Source organism: Nocardia sichangensis, from assembly GCF_047200615.1.
Classification (GTDB): domain Bacteria; phylum Actinomycetota; class Actinomycetes; order Mycobacteriales; family Mycobacteriaceae; genus Nocardia; species Nocardia sichangensis.
Map to the genome: position 1 here is coordinate 1 of NZ_JBJZOK010000044.1, position 22,520 is coordinate 22,520.

Here is a 22,520-nt window from a genome sequence, read left to right on the forward strand (position 1 = left end):
ACCGACCCGCCTCTGCCTGCACCGGTTCCGGCTGCGGTTGCGCCACCACCGCCACCGGCTCGCGAGCCCGGGTTCGAGGCTCGCCGGTCATGGTTGTGCTGGCGAATTCCGAGATCGTTCCTCGGCGAATTCCGACGTCGTATGGGGGCCGTGCGACGTTGTCGTGACGGTGAAAATTGACGTCACTGGGCGTCGGACTTCGGCAGTGCATACCTTGTGTGGAGCCATGAACTCGTGCTGCGCTCGGACAAGCCGGCCTGACAGCATGGCAGGATGCCGGATCTGCTGTGGAGTGAGGTCAAGAACTTCTTCGACCCCGGCCTGATGGGTGCGCTGCCAGATGTATCCGTGTCGGGCACCTCGGTCGAGGACTGGCAAGCGGTGTTCGATCTGGTCCGGTCGAAGGGGTGGGCATGGGAGTACTCGGAGGGTGACGTCACGCAGCGGCTGCCGTCTGCCGCGGAGGTTCTGTCGCGCCCTGCCGATGCGGAGATCGTCACGCTGCGTGTCTGGCCCGTCCCGGATGTGTTGGTGATCTTTCGTCCGTGGTCTGCCACGGAGATCGACTTCGATGTCGACCTCCGCCAGTTGCAGGGTCAGGCGGGGTTGGACACCCTGTGTGGTTTCCTGTGCACGGTCGGCCGGCGGTTGGGCAAGCCGGTGTCCATGAGCGCGGAAGGCGACTACGGTCACCCGGTGCTCGGTTTCGACCCTGCCGCCGACCGCGTCGTGCTGCTGGCAGATCCGGAGCTCGACTGATCTTCTTCCGCGTGCGAATCGGGCTCAAGCACACGAATCGGCGCACTGCAACAGAGAGCACGGCGTCAGAATTCGTCGATACGGATATCGTCCGATCGGCACCAACGCCAGCATTCACCGATCAGTGACCTCGCAGATCACCGATAGAACCACCGGTCATGACCGTGTTGCGTTCGATCCTGTTGTTCGTCCTGGCCGCCGTCGCCGAAATCGGGGGCGCATGGCTGGTGTGGTAAGGGGTGCGACTTCGGACGCATCCTCGCCGCCTACGGCGGGGTGTTCGTCGCGGGCTCGCTGGCTAGGGGCATGGCCCTGGACGGATTCCGGACCTGATCGCTGGGATCTGACCGGCGCCTTGTTCTGCCTGCTCGGCGTCGCCGTCATCATGTACGGCCCCACGCACCGCCTGACCGACAGTTCGGAGGTGTTGAGAATCGATCGTTTTGTGGAAATCTCGACCACGGCGAATCGCCTCCGGCAGCATCGACTACTGGGTGGTGGAGCATGATTTCGATCAGAATCGAGCGATGTTCGGGAGGGTAAGCGCTTCTGGCGCACAGGCACGGACGAGTACGCTGCATGGGCGGTCGAGAAGAGGCTCCCGCGCGGCTCTCAGGCGCCGCGCGAGCCGGATCGGGTTGTTCCCCGCCGTCGCGCTCGCACTACTCGCCGGACTGGCTGTTGCCTTCGCCGCCTACACCTTCTTACGGAGGATCACTCCCGTCGACGTGACCAAGACCGCCGCCGAGATCGACGTCACCCGCGTCGCCTTGACCGTCGTCGCCGGAGTCGGCGGAGTCGTCGCCCTCGTCATCGCCTACCGGCGTCAGCGCGATCTGGAGCAGAGCCGGTTCGTCGAACGCTTCGGCGCTGCGGCCGCGCAGCTTGGGGCGCCCGATGTCGCGGTCCGTATCGCCGGGGTCTACGCGATGGCTGGTGTCGCCGACGAATCTGACGGACTACGCCGCCAGCAGTGCGTCGACGTCCTCTGCGGATACCTGCGTCTGCCATACGACGCGGAACATGGAGCCAGCGGACGAACCAAACTGGTGATCAAAGCGCCTCGTATCGAACGCGGGCGAGTGCGCGGAGAGACCGAGGAACACATCGAGTACCGGCAGAACGACCGCGAGGTCCGCGCCACTATCGTCCGCGTCATCGCCGACCACTTGCGACCCGAAGCCGAGTACAGCTGGTCGACAAGCAACTTCGACTTCCGCACCGCCTACCTCGAAAACGCCGACTTCAGCCAAAGCATATTCTCCGGAGTCGTTCGTTTCGAGGCAGCCACGTTCAGCGGCGACGCCGCGTTCGGTGGGGCCACCTTCAGGAACTACGTCGCGTTCCGGAAGGCCACCTTCAGCGGCTTCGCTCGGTTCCACAGAGTTACCTTCGGTGGCGGGGCCGACTTCAGCGGGGTCGTCTTCGCCGCCGACGCCGCGTTCGGTGGAGCGACCTTTACAGGCGAGGCTGCGTTCGGTGGCGCCACCTTCAACGGCAGGGCCCAGTTCTACAAAGTCGTGTTCGGCAACTACACCGCGTTCGGCTCGGCTACTTTCACCGGTACCACCGAGTTCGAAGCGACCACCTTCACTGGTACCGGCGATTTCAGCTGGGCCACCTTCAACGATGTAACCCGGTTCGAAGGAACCACCTTCACAAAGGCCAAGTTCGAAAGAGCCACCTTCACCGGTATCACCGAGTTCGAAGCGACCACCTTCAGCGGTGATGCCGACTTCCACCAGGCCACCTTCACCGGCGCAACCAGGTTCAAGAGCGCCTTCAGCGGCGCTGTCTGGTTCCAGGGAGCCAGTTTCAGCTGTATCAGCTTCGCAGGCACAGATTTCGGCTCTGAACGGGTAATTTTCACCAGACCGCGGCAGTGGGGGCCGCCACCGCCCGAGTTCGATTGGGCCGCCGACGGCGATAGGAAGCCCTCGAACGTAGAGCCAGCAGACTGGCCACCGACAGTGGTGGCAGCCTCATAGTCACGCTGGAGAGGTGTTGAAAATCGTTCGGTTTTCGGACACTCGACACCCGGCGCCGAAGGCGCGGAATTCCAGCGCATCGCGTTGTCCAAGAAGCGTGTCAAGCCGCCGAGGGAAGCGAGGTCGGGCCCGGGCGGGTGGGTCGTAACGTCACCGGCCCAACAACACATCAGTCTGAAGCGGGTGCCGAGGACGGCCTGGAGACCGACGAGGCCCGTCGCTCCACGCGGAGCGACGGGCCTCGATGCACAGACGCGGCTGCGCTTCGCGAATGGTTTGATCATCCGCGGGATGTAGCTCTAGGACCGGTTGGTAGTCCTCGTCACCTGGGCGCTTCCGGAACGGAGTCAATCCGTGGTGGGTTGATCCCGGTATTGGCCCACGAGGTGCTGGTAGAAGCTGTTCTCTGGTGACTCCAGCGAGATGGCCCGCAGGCCGACGGTGACCTTCCGGCCGACCATCACTGAGTATCCGTCCTGATCGATGCCGAGATCCTCGACGATCGTGGACACCAGTTCCTCCAGCTCGTCATCGGTCACATAGACGGCGAGACGGCATTCAACTGGGACGCGCGCCGGGTCGTATGCGTAGCCCCATGCGCGCTGAGCGAACTCATCGACCGCGGTGACCGGTCCGAAGCTGGTAAAGCACGGGATACGGTTCATCCCGCGGATCCGGTGGGCGCTCTCCTCGAGCGCCAGCGCAACCGGGTGGATTCCCTCGCCGTCGAGGGCACCGGGCCCGGTCGCGTCCGGCAACCCGAGTCCTACCGCGAACTCCCACACTTGGCGTTCGTCGTCGTCCACGTACAACCTTCCTGCTATTTCTTCGATGAGCTCTCGACGCGGCAGTGCTTGACCTTCCGCCCCTTGGGCGCAGCCGCTTGCGCCTTGTTCCAAGCGTCTTTCTCGGCCGCGTCCTTGGTCTTTCCCGTTCCGGTGTACTTCTCTGGGCCGGTGGCGTCGGTCCGGTCCAGATTCTCGAAGTAGCAGGACAATGTCACGGTCCACTTGGCGGTGAGTTCGAACTGCCAGTGCGGGTGTGCCGCGTCGACGGGTTCGGCCGCAATCGTCGGTGTCTCAGCCTGTGCGATGCCGATCCCGGCTGCCGATACGCCCGCGATGCACGCAGCCGTCAGCGCGATTGTTGTGACAAGTCGCCGCCCGGCCGAAATGGTTCGCATGTCGTCCCCTCCGTTGGTTTGAAGGTATCTCCTTCACTGCTCTTGGACGATGCTGCGGCACAACAGGTTCCATCAGTGACCGGTGTCACAAGGCGATGTACTATGTTTTGCTCTGCAGCATCTACGAGCAGCCCACCAGGCACCGAAAATCCTGCCCGATACGGCCGAGCGTCATACGCGCCAGGATCTGCCGTAGACGAGCCATTGCCTGATAACTACGGTTATCGGGCAAGATGGGGCCGGGACGGGTCGAGCGACCTGGCGCGACGGCGCGCAGCGAGGGCTGTTCGTTTCCTGGTTATCGGGCAACTTGGCGGAGGAGGGCGCGGTGCGCGAAAAGACGGCCGGAATCGACGAGGAGATCGTGGTGCCGCTGGCGACCCACATCGAGGAGTTCCTCACCGATCTGGCCAACGCCAATCGGCCTGCCAACACCCTGCGTGCCTACCGCGGCGATCTGACCGGCTTCGCCGAGTACGTCGACGGCGGAATCGACGGGGTGACCGTCGCCGCGGTGCGCGGGTTCTTGTCCGTGATCGCGGATCTCGCGCCGGCCACGCGCAAGCGCAAGCGGGCCGCGGTCGCGGCGTTTTGCCGCTGGGCCGTGCGCCATGACCTGCTCGCGGCCAACCCGATGGACAAGGTCGACACGATCAGCGTGCCGAAGACGCTGCCGCGCCCGGCGCCGGCCGCCGACATCGCCAAGGTGCTCGCCGCGATCTGCGCGCGCCGCCCGCGCAAGGACGTCGCCCTGGACGTGCTGCGGGATCGGGTGCTGTTCGAGACCGCCTATGTGTGCGGCGCCAGGGCGAGTGAGGTGTGCGAGTTGTACGTGGAGGATTTCGACCTGCGCCTGGACGACGAGCATGTCCGGCTGCACGGCAAGGGCGGCTCGGTGCGCACCGTGCTGCTGGATGACCGCGGCTACGTCGCCATGCTCCGGCTCTACCTGGAGCGCACCGGCTACACCGCCGGACCGATGTTCCGGGCCAGCATCAACGGCCGCGGCGGCCCGCTGTCCTACAGCGCGGCGCATCACCGGTGGAGCCGCTACTGCGCGGCGGCTGGGGTGGACATCGACATCCACCAGCTGCGCCACTCCCACGCCACCGAGCTGATCAATGCCGGCGTCTCGATCGAGGTGGTGCGCAAACGCCTCGGGCACGCCTCCACCGAGACCACCCAGATCTACGCCCTGCTCGCCGACAAGGTCGCCGACGTCGAGATCCGGGCAGCCCGCCGGCGTCGCGATACAACGCGGCGCTGATCGATTGCCCCGCCCGACGCCAGCGCGACGCAGGCCGAAGGTAGAGGAAGACCCGGCGTCCAGAGTGCGGTCTCGTCCGCGCTGGGAGCGGAGATATCCAATGTCATAGCTGTCGACTACCTTCGGCTGCCATGGCGATGAGGCAGAGCGACAAGCCACAAGTCGCACTTCTGGTTACCGATCTCGATAACACGCTGTGGGACTGGTTCGAGACCTGGCATGTCTCCTTCTCCGCCATGTTGCGCAGGTTGGAAGAGATGAGCGGGATACCTCAGCCCCAGCTGGAAGTAGAAATCAAGGCTGTGCATCAGCGGAGAGGCACATCTGAGTACTCGGCACTTCTCACGGAGCTTCCCTCGCTTCAGAAGCTGCACCCGAACGGAGACTTGCTGCAGATCTATGACTCCGCGATTCACGTCCTCAATTCCGAACGTGTCCGCACCACCCGCCTGTATCCAGGGGTTAGGGAGACTGTCGAGGAGCTTCGTCAGCGCAACGTGCCGGTCGTCGCATACACCGAGTCAGTCGCCTACTGGTCAGAGTGGCGGATCAAGAAGACCGGTCTTGATGGCCTCATATCGACGCTCTACACCGCTCCCGACCATGACCTCCCCTTGGGCCTCACAGTCAACGACCTGAGGAAACTTCCTGCCGAAGAATACGGTCTGAGAGCAACCGATCATCGGCATGTCCCGAAGGGGGTATTCAAGCCGGATACCAGCATCCTGAGCAAGATCATCACAGACCGAGGCCTCTCCCCGGATCAGGTCGTCTACGTCGGGGACAGCCTCATGAAGGATGTGGTGATGGCACAGCGAACAGGTGCCTACGACGTCCATGCGCAGTATGGCGCCGCGCAGCACCGGCCGGAATATGAGCTCCTCCGTCGGGTATCGCACTGGACCGAGGAAGACGTAGAGCGGGAAAGAACCATCTCGGCAGGCGGCGATATCAACCCCAATTACACTCTCCAAAGGGAATTTTCGGAGCTTCTGCTCCACTTCGATTTCAGGGAGGCGTAGTTGGAGGAGAAAGACATCCCCCACTATCTCGAGATGTGGAAGAAGACAGTGGAGGTGCAGCAGCACTTCAACGACCTTGAGTGGCGCATCCGGGGATTGGCCATGACCGTCTTGACGTTCGCGTTCGGCGCCGCCGCCGTGGCGGCCAAAGACAGCACGGCCGTCAAAGTCTTCGGCTGGTCACTTCAGCTGTCATGCCTCGTGCTGGTTTTGGGCTTGGTTCTGTGGATGTCTTTCTACTTCGTCGATAAGGTCTGGTACCACCGCCTCCTGGCCGGCGCTGTCGAGCACGGCACCCAGCTCGAACAGGAACTCAGAACCCAACTGCCGCATGCAGGTCTGACCCGGCAGATCGGAGAAAGCAGCCCTCAGGTGATCCGGATCTTCTCCTGGAGAAAAGAGCTTCGCTCGACCGGGAAGCTTCGACTCTTCTACGCGATAGGAGCCGCGGCGTTGCTTGTTGCGGCCATCGCCCTCCAGCTCGGTTCGACCCCACCCTCCCAGCCCAAACGAGCCGAAACAACCACGTCGATGACCAGTTACCACTCCCTCAGCCAGCCGTAACTCAAGTAGTCACGCGATGTCGGCGGTAGCCACCTCTAACAGGAAGCTCCGCCCGGTCCGCACACTACGTATCAGAAGGTGGGGAGCCTAGCCAGACAGGGTCAGGATGATGCGAGGACCACTTCATCATGACGCTGTCCGCGCCGCTCAAGCGTGTGGCGGTGGGGTGTACCCCAGATACACGCTCTGATCAGGCCTCACCTGCGGTCCGAGGCGGAGCCGGAGTGCGAACGGGTTGTGGGAGGCTGCCCTGCTGGCTCCATCAGCACATCGCGCTCGACAGCCCACGCAGAGCCTCTGTGACGCCATGCGGAGTGTTCGAAAACTGAATATGTAGTCGCTACGATTCGCGCTACCTATCAAGATGAGGAGCATCATCCGCAATGGCAAACCCCCCCGAACTGCTGTTGAACCTGTTTCACCGATGGAACACGGGCGGGCGCCTAGCGCCCTCACGGCATCGGGGGTTCGAGGACGGCAGTCGAAGTGAGACAACGCTTCGTGAGCATGAGCAAGCTATGGCGCACATCACCGCGATTCGCAACTTGCTCGACGTGCTCGCCGCCACTGACGGCACCTCCGTGGCTGTTTGGCAACGCCAGATTCCTGCCTGGACGCACTATGTCCTCAACTACCCAAGCAGCTGGGCCTCGAACGCACCGGCGTTCGATCCCCATGTGCTCGACCACCTCGAAACGCTGAGTGGGCATCTGCGTCGGATTGTGCCGCCGGTTCCGGAAGCCACCCTCGAGCAACTCCGGGAGACACTCAACGATCTGCTCAAGCTACTCGGCGATGACACCACAATTCCTGCACACCTGCGGGCTTACCTTGCCACCCTCGCCAATCACATGCGCACCGTCCTCGATGAGTACCGCATCCGCGGCGACTACGAGGTCCGCATGGCCGTCGAGATCCTCTTCGCCACCGTCAGTCGCGCTGCCAATGCCAGCCAGAGCGAAGGAGAGACGCGGCAGAGGTGGCGGGATATGGCAGCACGCTTCGTCATTCCAGTCGTTGTGCCAGCAGCGATCGAGGCAGCCAGCGTCTTCTCTCAATTGCAGCTCGGCATGTAGAGAGGGCGTGTGCAGCTCGAGATCCAGGCCCTGACCGCCGAGTTCGAACTGCGCAAGCGACATGACGGCGACGACGGCCGCTGTCGCTGTCACGATGGCGGCGGCGCGTGCGACGGGATGTGCCAATGCGGACTGAACGATAGAGGGGGCACATGACGGAATACGAGTGGCAGCAGGAAGTTCCGGACTACCTGTGGTGCACGCCAGATGTTGTCGGGCAGAGGTTCCCGTCTGCGCTGGCAGGGGAAGCCGTCACGGTACACATGCCCGCAGAGCCGGAGGTCCCGGAGGGCAGGTACCTCACGAAGCCGCCCGTAATCCGCGCTCGGGTGGGGTTCTACCCCGACCCGGCAGCCTGGGGACTTCTTCGTCACGATGCCGTGGAGCCGAAGCTCGTCGCGATAGTGCGGCGGATCGGTTTCACCGCCCACCTGGCCGATCACGACGTCGTCGGCCGGGAAATGAACGGCTGGGCGCGGAGGTTCACGTCCTGGCTGGACATCTTGACCGGCCAGCACCTGACGCCGATCGGGCACAGGCCTCCGCGGGAGTACACCAACCGCACATGCCTGTTCATGCGAAACCCCGACGGCACCGTGGCTTCGCAGTTCACTCCCCGCGACTTCGAGCCGATGTACAAGCTGGCGTACGGTCTGGCGACTCCAGACACCATCGGGACGGCGATCGAGTGGGCAGGCGCGGGGCTGGAGGTCGAGCTGCCCTGGCTACTGCTGCGAGACGCTCGCGCGCTCCATCGGGTGGCTCACACACGTCGCGCCGTGCTGGAGTGCGGAAGCGCCGCAGAAATGGCCAATGTCGCTCTGCTGAAGGCAAGCGGGATCGACCCAGGCAACGCCACGCTCGGCAAGACCTTCTCGCTGCTCAAGGACAAGCTGAAGTACCCACTTCCCGCTGACTACAGGGCCGCGTTCCTCAAGGTCCGAAACGACGAGGTGCACATGAACCCCGGCAGCGGCTCCATCAGCGAGGCCACCTCAGCACGGATCCTGGAAATCACCACCGCGCTCGTCGAGGATGCCTTCCCGCTACCCGGCGGCAAGAAGAATGCATGGTGATCCTTGCTCGATCTCCTCACCCTGCACAGGAGTTGTACAATAAGTTGTACAACCCTGGATGGAAGGTGAGAAGCCGATGCCCGCGCTACCGATCTCGAACGTGCGCCAGAACCTGTTCGGGCTGGTGCAGCAGGTCAACGACGATCACGATCCGTTGACAGTGGTCACCAAGTCGGGCCAGAACGCCGTGCTGGTCGCCGAGTCGGACTGGAATTCGCTGATGGAGACCCTGTACGTGCTCCAGACCCACGGCGGCGTGCACCTGCTGAAGTCCGCGCAGGATGCCCGCGAGGGCCGCACACAAGCGCACACCCTCATCGATCCTGACGCGGAAACATCGGAGGAAGCATGGGACTTCGAAGAAGCGACGGCTGGGCTGAGGGCACTCGTCGCGAAGGTCGCCACTCTCCGCGATCAGCTCGCCGCTCTCCCCGTTCCGGAAGCTCCGGCCGCTGCCGGACTGGTCGATGAGTTGCAGCAGTACGTCTCCCGTATCGCACATGTGTCAGCGCCGCCGCCATTGCTGATGGACCACCCGGCACCGGCAGCCGAAGCGCAGCACGAGGACCTACCAGATGTACCGGATATGCCGGCCCCGGTGAGAACTGTGCCGGGGGAGCTGCGGCGACGTGCCTGACCGGAAACTGACATTCACCGCCCAGGGGTGGCGCAGCTACTCGGCATGGTTGGCACGCGATCGCGCGGTTCTGAAGGCGGCGAACAAGATGATCAACGCCGCTCTCGCCGACCCGTTCGCCGGGATCGGCAAGCCGGAGCCGCTACGCCACCAACTGGCAGGACACTGGTCGCGGCGGATAACCCAAGAGCACCGACTGATCTACTACGTCACCGACACAGAAATAGCGATCGTGCAGGTCGGCGGACACTACGACGACTGACGACCAACCGGTCACCGGAGCGGTCACTGTGCTCGCGCAAGAGATCAAGATCACCCCGAAATCCCCGCCGGGGGCGGACAAGCTGGTCAATCTCGTCAACTATCTGTCCTGGATCGTCACTCTCGCCGGAATCGGTGCCTTGATCTACGCCGGCGGCAAATTCGGCTGGGAACGCTTTCACGGCGGTGCCGTCGAGTCACCCAAGATCATCATGGCCGCCCTGGTCGGTGGCATCATCGCCACCAGCGCCGGACAGATCATGAACGCCGCCGTCAGCGGAGGCGGATAGAAATGCGCCACCTCCGGATCCATCCGCAATTCTTCACGACCACAGGATCGGTCGTCGCCGAACGACCAGCGGCCAGAGGTGGTCAGGACGGCTTGCGGCCGTTGACCATCCTCGGCTCTGAGGAGCTGCGGCTGTCGGGACGCACGCCTGGCTACACCCTCGGTGCCTCCGACGGTGATCGTCAAGACCGCCGAGCCGATCCCGGCCGCCCTCGAGGTCGCCTACCGCACCTATCAACAAGGCACGACCCATGCTGACCACCAAACCGATACCCCCACAGGTGCTTTTGCCGCTGACACAGCTACTGGGCTGGCTGGCGTGGTTCGTGCTGCTGCTGTGCATCGCCCGCGCGGTCTGGGTCGGCGGTCTGCTGGCGATCCGGCTTCACCGGGAGGAAGCCGTCGAAGGACTCGTCGGTGCCCTGGCAGCCGCAGTCCTGCTCGGCTCGGCCAGCTCGCTGGCTCTCGCCGTCCTGCCCACGTAACCGAGGAGACCCTTCCCGTGCACCCGTCCCGAACACGACGAATCGCCACCTCGACGGCCCTGGCCCTTACAGGACCGATCGCCGCTGGTGTGGTCGCCTGCGGCAGTGATGACACCCGCGACGTGGCACCCGACCACAGCGTTACCGCCACCACCATCGCACCCACCGGAGTCCGGTGGCAGCCGTTCCAAGGAGTCAACCTGCCGGTCGCCCACGAAGGTCCCCGCCACATCGATGAGCCGGTGGCCACCGGATTCGATCGGGCCCCGGCCGGTGCCGCGCTGGCGGCCATCCACGCGACCGTGCGAATGTCCATCGCCACCGACAACCAATGGCCTGCGATCGGGCAGCGCATGCTCGCCCCCGGATCAGGCCGCGATGCCTGGGCGACCGCGCGCGCCCAAATCTCGATCACCGCCGCGATCACCAAAGACCCGCCGAAAGTCCTCGGCTACGTGATCACCCGCTACACCCTCGACGCCACCGACGTCGACATCTACAGCATCCACCCCGACAACTCCGTCACCCGCAACCACACCACCGTCGTCTGGCACGGCGACGACTGGCGCCTGCAACTCCCCGACAACCCGACCACCGCGCCGGTCACCGACGTCGGCGTGCCCCCACCTGATGTGGTCACACTCACGCCGCGCTGAGAAGAGACCCGATATCCATGAACTCCCATCGCCTGCTGACCATCCTGCTCGCCAGCATCACCGCCGTCGTCATCGCGGTGTTCGTACTGACCGTCACCAACGACAACAGGGCCCCCGACCGCTCCGTCGATCCCGGCCATTCGAGCGCCCCGACCACCCGAACGTTTCCCGACCAGCCGCCGTCCCCACCGGCACTGCCGCCGACCACCGATCTGTTCGGCAACCGACTGGAAGTCACCGGCGAGGACGCCGGTTCAGCCCTTCCCCAGGATCCGAGCACCCGCCCGGACCCTACCCGGCCGGACTATCTGACCACCTCGCCCGCACAGATGCGATGGCAGCGCGGCTGGGGTGGCGCCGCGCTGCCGGTGTCGGGCAGCGACGGACCCGCCCGCATCCAACACGGCATCGCCACCGGATTCGCTCGCACACCCCAAGGCGCAGCGCTGGCCGCCGCAGATGCCCTTGCGCGTGTTCTGGCCGCCCCGGACGGGGTGTGGCAGCAGGTGGTGCGCGAACGCTACTACGGCGGAGGCCAGGCACTCACCGATCGCTTCGCCCGCTCACGCCAGCGCACTCCGGGCGCCGCGCGCTACGTCGTGGTCCCCGACGGAGTGCGAATCCAGCCCGGCTACCGCGATGACCTGGCCATCGTGCAGTTCGCCGCCCACGATGATTTGGGCTACACCGTGTCGACCTGGCCGATGGTCTGGATCGACGGAGATTGGCGAGTCCGTGTACCCGAGGACATCGAAGCACTGTCGGGTCCGGGCACGTCGACATCCACACTGACCGGTTTCGGGTCATGGAAGGCCGCACCGTGACCGAAAGCTTCTTCGCGCAAGCAACAGCCTCCTCGGAGCCGTGGCGTGCGCAGTTGCCGCCGCTGCCGCCGTCGGACCTTTGCGATATACCGTTAGGACCCCAGCAGGCATGCGAACAAGTCGGGCAAGCCGCTTCCAAGGCCGCTGGTTCGGTTCTCGACGACCTGACGTCGCAACTGGGGGAAAGCTTCGGCGCGCTTCTGCGATTCGTCATGACGTGGTGGACAGCGCTGCCGTCTCCGCAACTGGCAGACGAACGCGGGGGATTGGGACCGGCGTTGTCGGGGATCCGGGAATACACCAGTGGGCTGCAGGTGCTGCTGCTCACCTGCGGGATCATCTTCGCCGCGGCCCGACTGGCGCTGGCCAAACGCGGCGGGGTCGCGGGCGAGGCACAGGAAACCTTCTTGATGTTGGCGCGTGCGGTGTTCGCCTCGATGGCCTTCGCGGCGATCATCGCCACTGGAACTCGTGCCGGTGATGCCTTCGCGGAGTGGGTGCTGTTCGACGCTTCCAGAGGAGACGCACACAAGATCGTCGCCGAAGTGGCCGAGTTCGAGTTCGAGACGAACTCCGGACTGGGTGCCGGGACCTATCTTGTGCTGTTCCTGCTCGGGATCATCAGCATGCTCATCCAGCTGGTGATGCTGGTTCTCCGGCAAGCGCTGCTGATCGTGGTCGTGGCGGTGCTGCCGCTCGCGGCAGCCGCCTCGGGTACCGGGCCGGGTTCCCAGGCATACAAGCGCCTGCTGAGCTGGTCACTGGCCTTTGTGCTGTGGAAACCGGTGGGGGCCTTGGTTTATGCGATCGCCTTTACGGTGGCGGGGCGCGATCAGCAGGACCCGCAGTTGGTGCTGCTCGGCTTGATCCTGCTGGTCATGACAGTGATTGTCCTGCCCGCGCTGATTCGGTTGGTCGCCCCCGCCGTCGCGACACTCGGTGGCGGAGGCGGTGCGGCTGCTGTTGTGGCCGGCGGTGCGGCCGGGATCGCTATGGCGGCGGTCGGGGAACGGTCGAGTGCCCGCAAGCTCAGCGAGGGTGAGAACGCGCCTGGTGGTGGGGGCCCCGGCTCATCTATGGCTGGAAGTCCAGCCGGAGGGGGCGGAGGCGGGGGTGGTGGCCGTCCGATGCCTGGCGGCGGCGCCGGAAGCCCCGCCACGACCAGCGCTGGGACGGGCGGCGGAAAAAGCGGAGGTCCGGCCGGCGGCAGCGGCGGTGCGCGTCCTACCGGTCCCGGAGCAGGCAAGCCGCCGTCGGGGTCCGCAGCGGGTAGCGGCGGCAGTGAGGCGGCCGGTGCCGCGGGCGGTGGTGTGGCTGGTGCGGCGGTGGTGGGTGCGCAGATGGTCAAAGACGCCGCACAGCAGACCATGTCGGCGATCGAAAGCCAGACCCGCGAGGCAGCCGCGACAAGTTTGGACCCGGATGCTTTGGGACCGGGGGAGGTGCGTCGATGACTGCACGCATGTATGGCCGCTGGGAGCGTCCGCGTTCCGCCGGGTTCTTCGGTCTGACCTGGGGCGTGTCGATGCTCGGGCTCGGGCTGATCATCATGGTGATGGTCGGGTTCTTGATCACCCGATCCCTGCTGGCGGCCGGTGTGCTGATCCTCGGCAGCACGGTGGTGTTCACCCCGCTGGCGGTCACCCGTAACGGCCGCACCGGCTGGGAGTTCGCGTTGTTGCGGCTGCAGTTCGCCGCAGCCCACGCCCGTGGCGAGCACCTCTACCGCGCCGGACGATTCTCCCGCATCCCGGAATCGCGAAACTTCCCGGGTTGTTGGCGGATTCGCGGCTCAGTGAGTACGAGACGGCGGGCGGGCACCGGTTCGCGATGGTCCATATCCGTCGCAGCGACCACTACACGGTGGTGTTGAAGGTGATTCCGCGCGGTAAGGAATTGGTCGACCAAGCCCAGATCGACGCCTGGGTCGAAGGGTACGGCCAGTTCTTGGCGACCCAGAGCCGGGGTGGGGAAGTGGTCGCGGTGTGCTCGGTGCTCGAGAACGTGGTCGAAACCCGCCTCAAGCAGGCGCGGGAGGTCGCCCGCTTGGTCCGCCCGACCGCGCCGGAGTTCGCGCAGTCGGTGATGCGGGAAGCCGCCGCCGATATCGGCGGGGTCGGGGTGCGCATCGAAGCCCGGATTTCGATCACCTACCGCGCGATCGGCAAGGGCCGTCGCGACGACGCCGAGCAGGCCCGTGAGATCGGTCAACGCCTGCAAGGCGTGCTCTCCCAACTCGCCCGCGCGGGGCTTCCCGCGACCCCGTTACAGGCATGGGAAATCCTCGGGCTGGTACGTAGCCGCTACGACCTCGCCGCACAACGCGACGTCGAAACCGCAGGCTCAGAGATCACCAGCACGCAGTCGTGGGATTCGGTCGGCCCGGTCGCGCATCAGGATCGCTGGGATCACTACGTCCACGACGGTGCGCGGTCGATCACGTGGGAGATGGATGCGGCTCCGCGCGGGGCGGTGATGGAGACCGTACTCGAGGAGTTGCTGCGCCCACGCGCGGATGTGCCGCGTAAGCGTGTGGCGATCGTGTATCGGCTGCACAGCGCGGCGGAGGCCACCACCCTTGTCGACTCCGATTTCCGTGACGCTGTCGCGGCCGAGCAGACCGAACGCGGCATCGCCTCGGCGTCGGCGCGGATCCGGGTGGGCAACACCCAAGCCGCGCGCGAGGAACAAGCACGCGGCGCCGGGCTGACACGGTTCGGGGTGCTGGTGACGGTCACCGATCACCTCGACGGTGACCTGCCCGGGATCGAAGCCTCGGTCAAGGGGATGGCCGCAGCGTCCCGGTTGAGTGTGCGCCGCTGCTACGGCACCCAAGCCGCCGCCTTCGCCGCCAGCTTGGGAATCGGACTGATCCTGCCCGAGCACACCTCGATCTCCAAGCGGGTGTCGGCATGACCAAGCCCCGTAGTCAGAGAACGCCACGGCCCGCCCGTACCGAAACCGTCGCCGGTGTGCGGGTGCTCTCCGCCTCGGCGCGCGCCGCGACGGAGGCGGCTGCCGCCCAGCCCGGCCTGCGCGGTTGGCGGGCCCGGTGGGCGATATCGAGCGATGATCATCGACGCGCCACCGCCGCACGCCGCGCGAAAGACCGCGGCAGGGATGGCTTCAACCGATGGCCGCTGGCGAATCTGTCCGACCGCGGCTATCGCGGGCTCGGCGGCGGCCGCGCGGCCGTCGTGGCCACCAACCCGGAATGGCGCGCGACCACCGTGCAGGTCGCGGGATTGTGGCCGTTCGCCGTCGGAGCTAGCGCTCCCACCGTCGGCACCCCGATCGGAGCGCACTACATCACCGGCACACCCGTCCACTTCGATCCGATGTCCTGGTTTCTCAAAGGGTTCATCACCGCGCCGATCGCGTTCGTGCTGGCACTCAACGGCTTCGGGAAGTCCTCGCTGATCCGGCGGTTGGTCACCGGCGCGGTCGCGGCCGGAGAAACCGTGCTGTGCATGGGCGATACCAAACCCGACTACCGCGACCTCGTCGAACAGTTGGAGGGGCAGGTCGTCGACCTCGGCTATGGCCACGGCACCGTGAATCCCCTCGACGTCGGCGCCCTCGGCGCCGTGGTCGAACAGCTCACCGACCCAGACCAGCGTCGCCAAGTCGCCGCGCGCGTGGAAGCCGGCCAAGTCAACATCGTCGCCGGACTCGTCGAACTCGGGCGTGGCTCCCGGATCGCCGACTACGAAGAAGTGCTGCTCGCCGCCGGACTGCGCCACCTCTACAGCCCCACCGGCGGCTTCACCTATCAGCGCCCGCCCCAGCTGTCGGACCTCCTCGACGTGATCTCCGGCGGTGCCGAACAACTGCGCCAGTTCGCCGAAGAGGACGACGAGACCGCCTACCGCGCCAGCACCAAAACCCTGCGCCGCTCATTGCGGGCACTGGTGGAGGGCCCATTCGGGGCGATCTTCAACGGACCCACCAGCACCCGGCTCGACCTCGGCAGTCCGGCGGTGTGCGTGGACGTCTCCCGCATCCCCGAAGGCGACACCAAACTACTGGCCGCGGTGTTGATGGTCTGTTGGAGCGAAGGCTTCGGCGCGGTCGCCGCCGCCCACGCCCTCGCCGACGCCGGTCTCGCGCCGCCACGCACGTTCGAGGTCGTCATGGACGAGATCTGGCGCGTCCTCGGGGTAGGGGAGTTCATGGTCGACCGCGTCGACGCCCTCACCCGGCTGAACCGGACGCTGGGCACGGGGTTGATCATGTGCAGCCACACCATCAAAGACCTCGCCGCGTTCGACTCCGCCGCCGCGCAGGCGAAAGCCCTCGGGTTCTTCGAACGGGCGCGAGCGAAGCTGATCGGGCCGGTCGGGCCGGAAGAGATCAACCGCATCCGCAACGCGGTCGGCATCACCGACACCGAGAAGCTTCTGATCACCTCTTGGGCCGCGCCGCGGCCGCCCAGCGACGACGATTTGGATCCCGCCCAGCGTGAAACACCGCCCGGCACTGGCTGTTTCCTGCTGAAGACCGGGGAGGCGAACGAGCCAGGGATCCCGTTCCGGATGGTGTTCACCCCGACCGAACGGGCTGCGGACCTCCACAACACCAACCGACGTTTCGACAACCTTCCCGGCGCAGAGGAGGCGAGCAGGTGAGCGCTGATGGACACCGCATCGAAATCCGTGACAGCGACCGCACTCGGACTCCCCGTCGCGCTGCTACTACTGATCTTGGTGATCCTGGGTGCCGAGCAAGCGACCTCGTGTTCGACACCGTTGTCGGCGGGGGCAGCGGGCGGGGCGAGCGGCCCGACCGGCAGGACGCTGGCGGGGTTGTCGGAGGCGCAGTTGCAGCTGGCGCGCAACGGAGTCTCGATCGGCAGACAGCGCGGCATGCCGCAGAACGTGATCCTCGCCGAACTCGCCGCTCAAGCCACCGAATCGAGCTTCCGGAACCTGGCGAATCCCGTGGTGCCCGAATCGTTGAACTACAGCAACGACGGTCTCGGCTACGACCACGACTCGGTCGGCCCGCACCAGATGCGCGCCAGCGTCTGGGGTTCGGTCGGCATCGCGATATTGATGGACCCGATCTATCAGATCAACTGGTTCTACGACCACGCCGCCCACTTGGGAGCCGCCGCAGAGCAGATGTCCCCGGCCGAGTTGGCCCAAGCGATCGAACGCTCCGCACCCAACGCATACTCCGGGCAACTGGAATTGGCGCGGCGACTGTATGCGATGTTCGCCGACCTCGACCCCGCATCGATGCCCCGTCTACAGCGCGGATCCCAGGCGACCGGGTGCGGGCCGGGGGCCTCCGGTGTGCCGCTACCTGCGGAAGTGAGTGCGTTCGGCAGGGCGGTGATCGAGCACGGCCAGCGTTGGATCGGCACACCCTACGTGTGGGGCGGCGGCGATGCGAACGGTCCGACCGGCGGCGGGTTCGACTGCTCCGGGCTGACCCTCTACGCCGTCTACCACGCCTCCGGGGGCCGGATCCGCTTGCCGCACTACACCCAAGCCCAGCAAGACCACCCGTCCTCGCAGATAGTGCCATTCGCGCAGCGGGCACCGGGGGACCTGATCTTCTTCACCGCCCCGGGCGATACGGATTCCCATCACGTCGGCATCTACTACGGCCGCGACGCCCAGGGCCGCGAGCTGCTGCTGCACGCCCCGCAAACCGGGCAGACCGTCACCCTCACTCCGCTGAGCGCGTGGGAGGGCGAACGCATGGACGTGCGCCGCTACACCAGCCCATCTCCAGGAGAACGAAATGCGTGATCGCACCCACTCACTGATCATTGCGCGCCGCCGAATCCGTGTCCCGGTGAGCGGCTGCTTTCCGGCCGCGGATGAGGAAGCTTTCATGAACCGGCACATCGTTCACCTGCGCAGGTTCGCCCACCGGGCGGAGGTTCGGCGGTGACCGGGGCAGGGCTGCTGCCGTGGGAGGTGTTGCCGCCGTGGAAGGTGCGGCTGCTGGAGAACATCCAGGAGCTGTCGGTGGAACGCGCGCATCTGCTGCGTCGCGGCTACCCGACCTACACCTCCGGCAACGATAGTGAGTTCCAGATCCAGAGCTGGCATAGCCGATTGCGGACCTTGGACGCGATCCGCGGTGACGCCGAAATCCACGCCCGCGCGGAGGAAGTCCCGCCGCAGTGGATCGAGGCCGCCCGGACGCTGGGGCGCCACGGGGTGCGCTGGGCCGAACGCGACCCCGCGCCACCACGCCCGCCGCGCGGGCCGGAAGCCCGCCGAGCCTGGGTCCTCAACACACTCGCCGACGATGTGTGGCAACTGGAACACATGGCCGCGCTCACGGCCGCGCGCCGCGCCCGGCTCGCCGCCCAAGGCATCCATTCCGAGCCTGACCCCCTCCTGGCCAGCCAATTCCACAACAACATGACCGCGATATGGCAACGCGCGTGCCAGCTCGCAGTCGCGGTCGACCTCCTCGACAGCGAACGCGGCCAGTTGTGGGACCGAAACGCCCGTGGGTGGGATGCGTTGCTCACCGCCACGGTCCACACATACGACGAGGACACCCTCGAGGAGCGATGGCTCACCCACGCCTGGCCGGGCATCGAGCGGGAAGCACGCGACGTCGTCGACAACCTCCGCGACAGCATCGACCGCTCCCACGATCAGGTCCTGTACGCCGACAGGTTGCCGCCGCGACCTCAGCAGTTGATCCAGCACGCGATCCACCACTGGTGGCACAACACCGCAGACGACGGCGTCGGGCACGCGACACGTGCCGAACCCGACGATGCGGCGGTCATCGCCGCCCTGCCCGACGAGCTCGAGTGGAGCACCGAACCCGAGCCCGGCGCTGCACCCTCACCGCAAGAGTGGGGCGTGAACCATGAACACCCGCACGAACACACCGATACGGCTCATCGCCCTCACCGCGATCCTTGTCGCCGCGGGATGCGGTGCGAGCGCCACAACGCCGCCAGACCACAGCAGTGAACCACACTGCCGTACAACGCGTTTCGCGCGTCCCTTCAGCGCGGTGGACCCCTGTTCGATCGAGCAGGTATTGGCCGCGGCGGTCGAGGCGGTGTTCGGTTACCACCCCAGCGAGCAGGTCGACCAGCGGGGAGCGTTGCGAGCGGCGCGCGCACTGCTGGATCCCGGGTTCGCCGAGCGCGCCGAGCCCGCAGCGCTGGTGTGGTCACCGGTGACCGCGACGCAGTGGCAGCAGTGGCGCACCGACGCCACCATCCTCACCACCACGGCCCGGGTGACCAGCGACGATCACCCCGCCGACACCGCCACCTCCGCGCACCGGGTGTTGGCCGTCGAACTCCAGCCGACCGGTCAGCCGCCGATCCGGTGGGCCGTCTACGCCCACGCCACCCGCACCACAGCCGGTTCGGCCTGGTTGCTGTCGGGATTGGAGGTGGCATCGTGAGCGGCGATCCGGTCGAGGAATCCAGCCAGGCGGTACGTCAGGGTTTCGTCCAAGCGTTGCAGACCGCGCACACGACCGCCGCGCTGATGCGCGGCCAGAGCGGACACGCAAGGTCTAAAGCCGAATCCGAGCAGCGCATGCAACACGCCGATGCGAAAGAGCATCGCTCGTCGGTCGAACATTGGATGCGCGTGCGCAACGCTGTCGAAGCGGCAGATCACGCGCGCGACCTGAACACCGCCAGGGTTGAGGAAGTCCGTGCCCGGATCGAGCGCGGCGGTGAGCAGCACACGCTCGAGCAGCGGCAGAAGCAGCGGCAGATCGAACGCGCCGATGCCGATCTGACGCGGCGAAATATGGCGGGCTCGCTCGAACGCAGACAAAGCCGGGAACTTCACGACGCGAAGATCACCGCATACAAGAATCGAGAGACCCGCGCCAACGAGCTACACGAACTCGACGTCGACTACAAGCAGCTGCTCATCGACATCCGCCGCCGCGCGGCCGGTTTCAGCGACACCTTGAGCGCGCACGGTGACACCGGGGAAGCGATGGCCTCCGCCGCCGCGTTCGCCGCCGCCAAGAGCGCGGAAGATCTCTCGCCGCAGCACGCCGACGAGGCGGAGGCGTTCGCCGAGCGGTTCACCGAAGACACCGGCAGTGATCCTTCCACCATCATCGACGCCGCTCTTGTCGAGGACATCGACCCCGCGCAGGGTAGCGCGCATCAGATGTCACCGTTGGCGCTCGATAGCGGCCCTTTCATCATCGACGCCGCCCTCGTCGAGGACATCGACTTCCCTTCGAGCGCGGCCCACCGGTCGCCGCGGGTGGCGATCGAGGACGTCATCGGGCTGACCGAAGAGCTATCGCTGGCCACGCACCTCACCCACGAGTTCGCCGATCTCGTAAGCGAGCCGGACACCGTGTCCGATGGAGGATCGGTGATCGGCAACGCGGTCGACGCGGCCGGACTCACCGGCGACAGCCCGACCCCAGCAACGGATTTCGAGATCGAGACCGAACTGTCCACTGCTGCGATGCCCCGAACCCCCGACCTGGGGCAGGAGCTATGACCAGCCGAAGCATTGCGGCAGCGCCGCGGCGGGGCGGAGGCCGGTGAGATGGACACCCCGACCCCGTTGCAGGCGCGCCTGCTGAAGGCGGTGCAGAACCTCGCCTACGACAGCCAGCAACTGCTCGAGCGCGCTCACAATGCCGGTCACACCAACCCGCCACCGGAGGTGGTCGAGCAGGTACGGATCGGGCAGCGCTCCCGCGAACAATGCGAGACGGTCGCGTTGGCGGTCGGGGTGCCAAAGGCGTGGATCGACTACGCCCGCGCAGCCGGGGAACGCGGCAGCCGCTGGCAGCCCGGACAAGTCCTCCTCGGTTCAGGCCATGTAGAGCGGCACGCGCTGATCACAGCGCTGCGCCGGGAGATACACGGATTGCAGGACATGGCCGGTGTCGGCGCCGCCTACCCGCGTCGTGTCGGCCTCGATGGAGATGCGGTGGCGCGGTTTCGGCGGGTGATGGGCATGACCTGGCAGCGCCTCGGCGCGGTCTCGCACGCGCTGGGATTGAGCCAAGAGGAACGCCACCAGGTGTGGCAGCGCGGGTACCGGCATTGGGCCACGACGGTGGCCGACCAACTGCGCGGACAGGCCGACCACCAGCTTGCGCAGCGGTGGAGCCAGCTGGCCGGCGCGGACTTCACCGCCGCGGCGATGCCGGTCATGGTGCTGCAGGCCGCCGGAATCACCCCCGACGACATCGCCACCCAGATGCCGGACTCGCCCGACCGCATGGTCGAACACGCCGCCGCCGCTCTCACCACCGCCGACCGCATCCCCACCGCACTCATCGTCGACCCGGACCGCGACCCGGATCCCGCCGCCGACATCACCGCCGCGATCGACGCCGCCGGTCTGACCGACACCCCCAGGGCCAGACCCGACTCCGGCGAGGACGCGCTCGACGCGGCCGGTTCGCGGCAGGAACTCGGCCCAGGACCCGAGCCATGACCTATGCCCCGTACGGACCCAAAGCCGTCATACCAGGCATCTCGAAGAAAGGACTTATGCCCGTGAGTCAACCATCACCCGAGCTGGAGGGGTTGCCGAGCTGGAAGCTGCGGCTGCTCGAACGCATCCAGAACACCGCCGCTGACCACACCCGCGTCCTGCGCCAGGGGTATCCCATCTACCAGCCGCACTACGGCACCGGGGAGATCCCGATACAAACCTGGCGCACCCACCTGCGCGCCCTTGACGCCGACCGCAGCGAGATCGAACTCCACGCCGCCGCCGTCGGCCTGTCCGATTCCGCGATCACCGCAGCCCGCGCCGCCGGACAACGCGGCCAACGTTGGGGCGACAGCGTGCACTCCCCACCCACCATGCGCCGTGGCGAAGACCCGGTGCGCGCGCACATGGTCGAAGGCATCGCCGCGGATATCTGGCAACTCGAGCACATGGCCGCCATCAGCGTCGAACACCGGCTGCGCGGACTCGACGACACCGTGACCGACGACCCCGCCGCACGCGAACAGTTCGACCGCAACATGGCCGCGCTATGGACGAGAGCCAACGAAACCGCGCATGCCATCGAGTTGAGCGCCGAGGAACGCGCGCAGCTGTGGGACCGCGACGACGCCGGCTGGTTGAAGCTGGTGTCGGTGACAGTGCGCGGCTACGACGACACCGCCTTGCTGGAGCGCTGGCGCACCTACGCCTGGCGCGGCATCGAACACGACGTCCGCCGAGCACGCGCCACCCTCGGGCGACGGCCGGTGGCGTTCCCAATCCACGTGTGTTCGTACTGGTGGCGGGCGGGCAGCAGAACGCTGCAGGCGTCGGCGGAAACGCGCACGGTGCGACCGTATTCACCGGTGCGTCCATGAGTAGGCCCGTCGTATGTGCTCGGGTGAGCTGGAGGTGGGTACGGGCGGCCAGCAGCAGGGGCCGGGCATGGGTGGGCACCGAGAATACTCGTCGACCTTGGGCTCCACTGGAGATCCAGGAACCGTCCTC

Annotated in this window: 23 protein-coding genes and 2 pseudogenes; 23 read left to right on the forward strand and 2 right to left on the reverse strand. The window is 66.2% G+C overall.

Annotation, left to right across the window (positions count from 1 at the left end):
• Positions 1–273: 273 nt before the first annotated feature.
• From ACL03I_RS35950 to ACL03I_RS35960, 3 genes and pseudogenes are all read left to right on the forward strand, one after another.
• Positions 274–759 carry a hypothetical protein gene (locus ACL03I_RS35950; protein WP_412808207.1) on the forward strand — a complete coding sequence of 162 codons (486 nt, stop codon included), beginning with the start codon at positions 274–276 and terminating at the stop codon, positions 757–759.
• Positions 760–917: 158 nt separating this feature from the next.
• A pseudogene (locus ACL03I_RS35955) lies at positions 918–1,156 on the forward strand (YnfA family protein); the annotation flags it as partial.
• 97 nt (positions 1,157–1,253) lie between these two features.
• On the forward strand, positions 1,254–2,747 hold the full coding sequence (locus ACL03I_RS35960; RefSeq protein WP_412808208.1) for a pentapeptide repeat-containing protein: 1,494 nt from the start codon (positions 1,254–1,256) through the stop codon (positions 2,745–2,747).
• A gap of 347 nt (positions 2,748–3,094) precedes the next feature.
• Here ACL03I_RS35960 and ACL03I_RS35965 read toward each other — a convergent pair whose 3' ends face one another.
• Complete coding sequence (locus tag ACL03I_RS35965) at positions 3,095–3,553, reverse strand: hypothetical protein (RefSeq protein WP_412808209.1); 459 nt, start codon at positions 3,551–3,553, stop codon at positions 3,095–3,097.
• Between the two features lie 14 nt (positions 3,554–3,567).
• The gene (locus tag ACL03I_RS35970) at positions 3,568–3,930 is read right to left on the reverse strand and encodes a hypothetical protein (RefSeq protein WP_412808210.1); all 363 of its coding nucleotides are present in this window, start codon (positions 3,928–3,930) and stop codon (positions 3,568–3,570) included.
• Positions 3,931–4,258: 328 nt separating this feature from the next.
• Here ACL03I_RS35970 and ACL03I_RS35975 point away from each other — a divergent pair, with 328 nt between their 5' ends.
• From ACL03I_RS35975 to ACL03I_RS36070, 20 genes and pseudogenes are all read left to right on the forward strand, one after another.
• Positions 4,259–5,197: a tyrosine-type recombinase/integrase gene (locus ACL03I_RS35975; RefSeq protein WP_412808211.1), complete on the forward strand. Its 939-nt coding sequence runs from the start codon at positions 4,259–4,261 to the stop codon at positions 5,195–5,197.
• A 131-nt stretch (positions 5,198–5,328) separates the two neighbouring features.
• A complete protein-coding gene (locus tag ACL03I_RS35980; RefSeq protein ID WP_274752909.1) occupies positions 5,329–6,219 on the forward strand; it encodes an HAD hydrolase-like protein in 891 nt (296 codons plus the stop codon).
• Positions 6,220–6,783, forward strand: a complete 564-nt coding sequence (locus tag ACL03I_RS35985; protein WP_412808212.1) for a hypothetical protein — start codon at positions 6,220–6,222, stop codon at positions 6,781–6,783.
• Between the two features lie 518 nt (positions 6,784–7,301).
• The gene (locus ACL03I_RS35990) at positions 7,302–7,859 is read left to right on the forward strand and encodes a hypothetical protein (protein ID WP_412808213.1); all 558 of its coding nucleotides are present in this window, start codon (positions 7,302–7,304) and stop codon (positions 7,857–7,859) included.
• Positions 7,860–8,188: 329 nt separating this feature from the next.
• A complete protein-coding gene (locus ACL03I_RS35995) occupies positions 8,189–8,935 on the forward strand; it encodes a hypothetical protein (protein ID WP_412808214.1) in 747 nt (248 codons plus the stop codon).
• 76 nt (positions 8,936–9,011) lie between these two features.
• Positions 9,012–9,572 (forward strand): type II toxin-antitoxin system Phd/YefM family antitoxin, encoded by a 561-nt coding sequence (locus ACL03I_RS36000; RefSeq protein ID WP_412808215.1) that lies wholly within the window; start codon positions 9,012–9,014, stop codon positions 9,570–9,572.
• The gene (locus tag ACL03I_RS36005; protein WP_412808216.1) at positions 9,565–9,834 is read left to right on the forward strand and encodes a Txe/YoeB family addiction module toxin; all 270 of its coding nucleotides are present in this window, start codon (positions 9,565–9,567) and stop codon (positions 9,832–9,834) included. The genes ACL03I_RS36000 and ACL03I_RS36005 overlap by 8 nt, the downstream gene beginning before the upstream one ends.
• Positions 9,835–9,862: 28 nt before the next feature.
• Complete coding sequence (locus tag ACL03I_RS36010) at positions 9,863–10,123, forward strand: hypothetical protein (RefSeq protein WP_412808217.1); 261 nt, start codon at positions 9,863–9,865, stop codon at positions 10,121–10,123.
• Positions 10,124–10,373: 250 nt separating this feature from the next.
• Positions 10,374–10,607, forward strand: coding sequence for a hypothetical protein (locus ACL03I_RS36015; RefSeq protein WP_412808218.1), 234 nt, complete (start codon positions 10,374–10,376; stop codon positions 10,605–10,607).
• 17 nt (positions 10,608–10,624) lie between these two features.
• On the forward strand, positions 10,625–11,263 hold the full coding sequence (locus tag ACL03I_RS36020; protein ID WP_412808219.1) for a hypothetical protein: 639 nt from the start codon (positions 10,625–10,627) through the stop codon (positions 11,261–11,263).
• Between the two features lie 17 nt (positions 11,264–11,280).
• Positions 11,281–12,087, forward strand: a complete 807-nt coding sequence (locus ACL03I_RS36025) for a hypothetical protein (RefSeq protein ID WP_412808220.1) — start codon at positions 11,281–11,283, stop codon at positions 12,085–12,087.
• A 212-nt stretch (positions 12,088–12,299) separates the two neighbouring features.
• Complete coding sequence (locus tag ACL03I_RS36030; RefSeq protein WP_412808221.1) at positions 12,300–13,541, forward strand: hypothetical protein; 1,242 nt, start codon at positions 12,300–12,302, stop codon at positions 13,539–13,541.
• An 8-nt stretch (positions 13,542–13,549) separates the two neighbouring features.
• A pseudogene (locus tag ACL03I_RS36035) lies at positions 13,550–15,003 on the forward strand (SCO6880 family protein).
• Positions 15,000–16,715, forward strand: coding sequence for a hypothetical protein (locus ACL03I_RS36040; RefSeq protein WP_412808222.1), 1,716 nt, complete (start codon positions 15,000–15,002; stop codon positions 16,713–16,715). Before ACL03I_RS36035 ends, ACL03I_RS36040 begins: the two are co-directional and overlap by 4 nt.
• 6 nt (positions 16,716–16,721) lie before the next feature.
• Positions 16,722–17,846, forward strand: coding sequence for a C40 family peptidase (locus tag ACL03I_RS36045; protein ID WP_412808223.1), 1,125 nt, complete (start codon positions 16,722–16,724; stop codon positions 17,844–17,846).
• Between the two features lie 141 nt (positions 17,847–17,987).
• A complete protein-coding gene (locus ACL03I_RS36050) occupies positions 17,988–19,040 on the forward strand; it encodes a hypothetical protein (protein WP_412808224.1) in 1,053 nt (350 codons plus the stop codon).
• Between the two features lie 43 nt (positions 19,041–19,083).
• Positions 19,084–19,485: a hypothetical protein gene (locus tag ACL03I_RS36055; RefSeq protein WP_412808225.1), complete on the forward strand. Its 402-nt coding sequence runs from the start codon at positions 19,084–19,086 to the stop codon at positions 19,483–19,485.
• The gene (locus ACL03I_RS36060; RefSeq protein ID WP_412808226.1) at positions 19,482–20,561 is read left to right on the forward strand and encodes a hypothetical protein; all 1,080 of its coding nucleotides are present in this window, start codon (positions 19,482–19,484) and stop codon (positions 20,559–20,561) included. Before ACL03I_RS36055 ends, ACL03I_RS36060 begins: the two co-directional genes overlap by 4 nt.
• 48 nt (positions 20,562–20,609) lie before the next feature.
• Positions 20,610–21,512, forward strand: coding sequence for a hypothetical protein (locus ACL03I_RS36065; RefSeq protein ID WP_412808227.1), 903 nt, complete (start codon positions 20,610–20,612; stop codon positions 21,510–21,512).
• Positions 21,513–21,574: 62 nt separating this feature from the next.
• Positions 21,575–22,390, forward strand: a complete 816-nt coding sequence (locus ACL03I_RS36070; protein ID WP_412808228.1) for a hypothetical protein — start codon at positions 21,575–21,577, stop codon at positions 22,388–22,390.
• Positions 22,391–22,520: the final 130 nt, after the last annotated feature.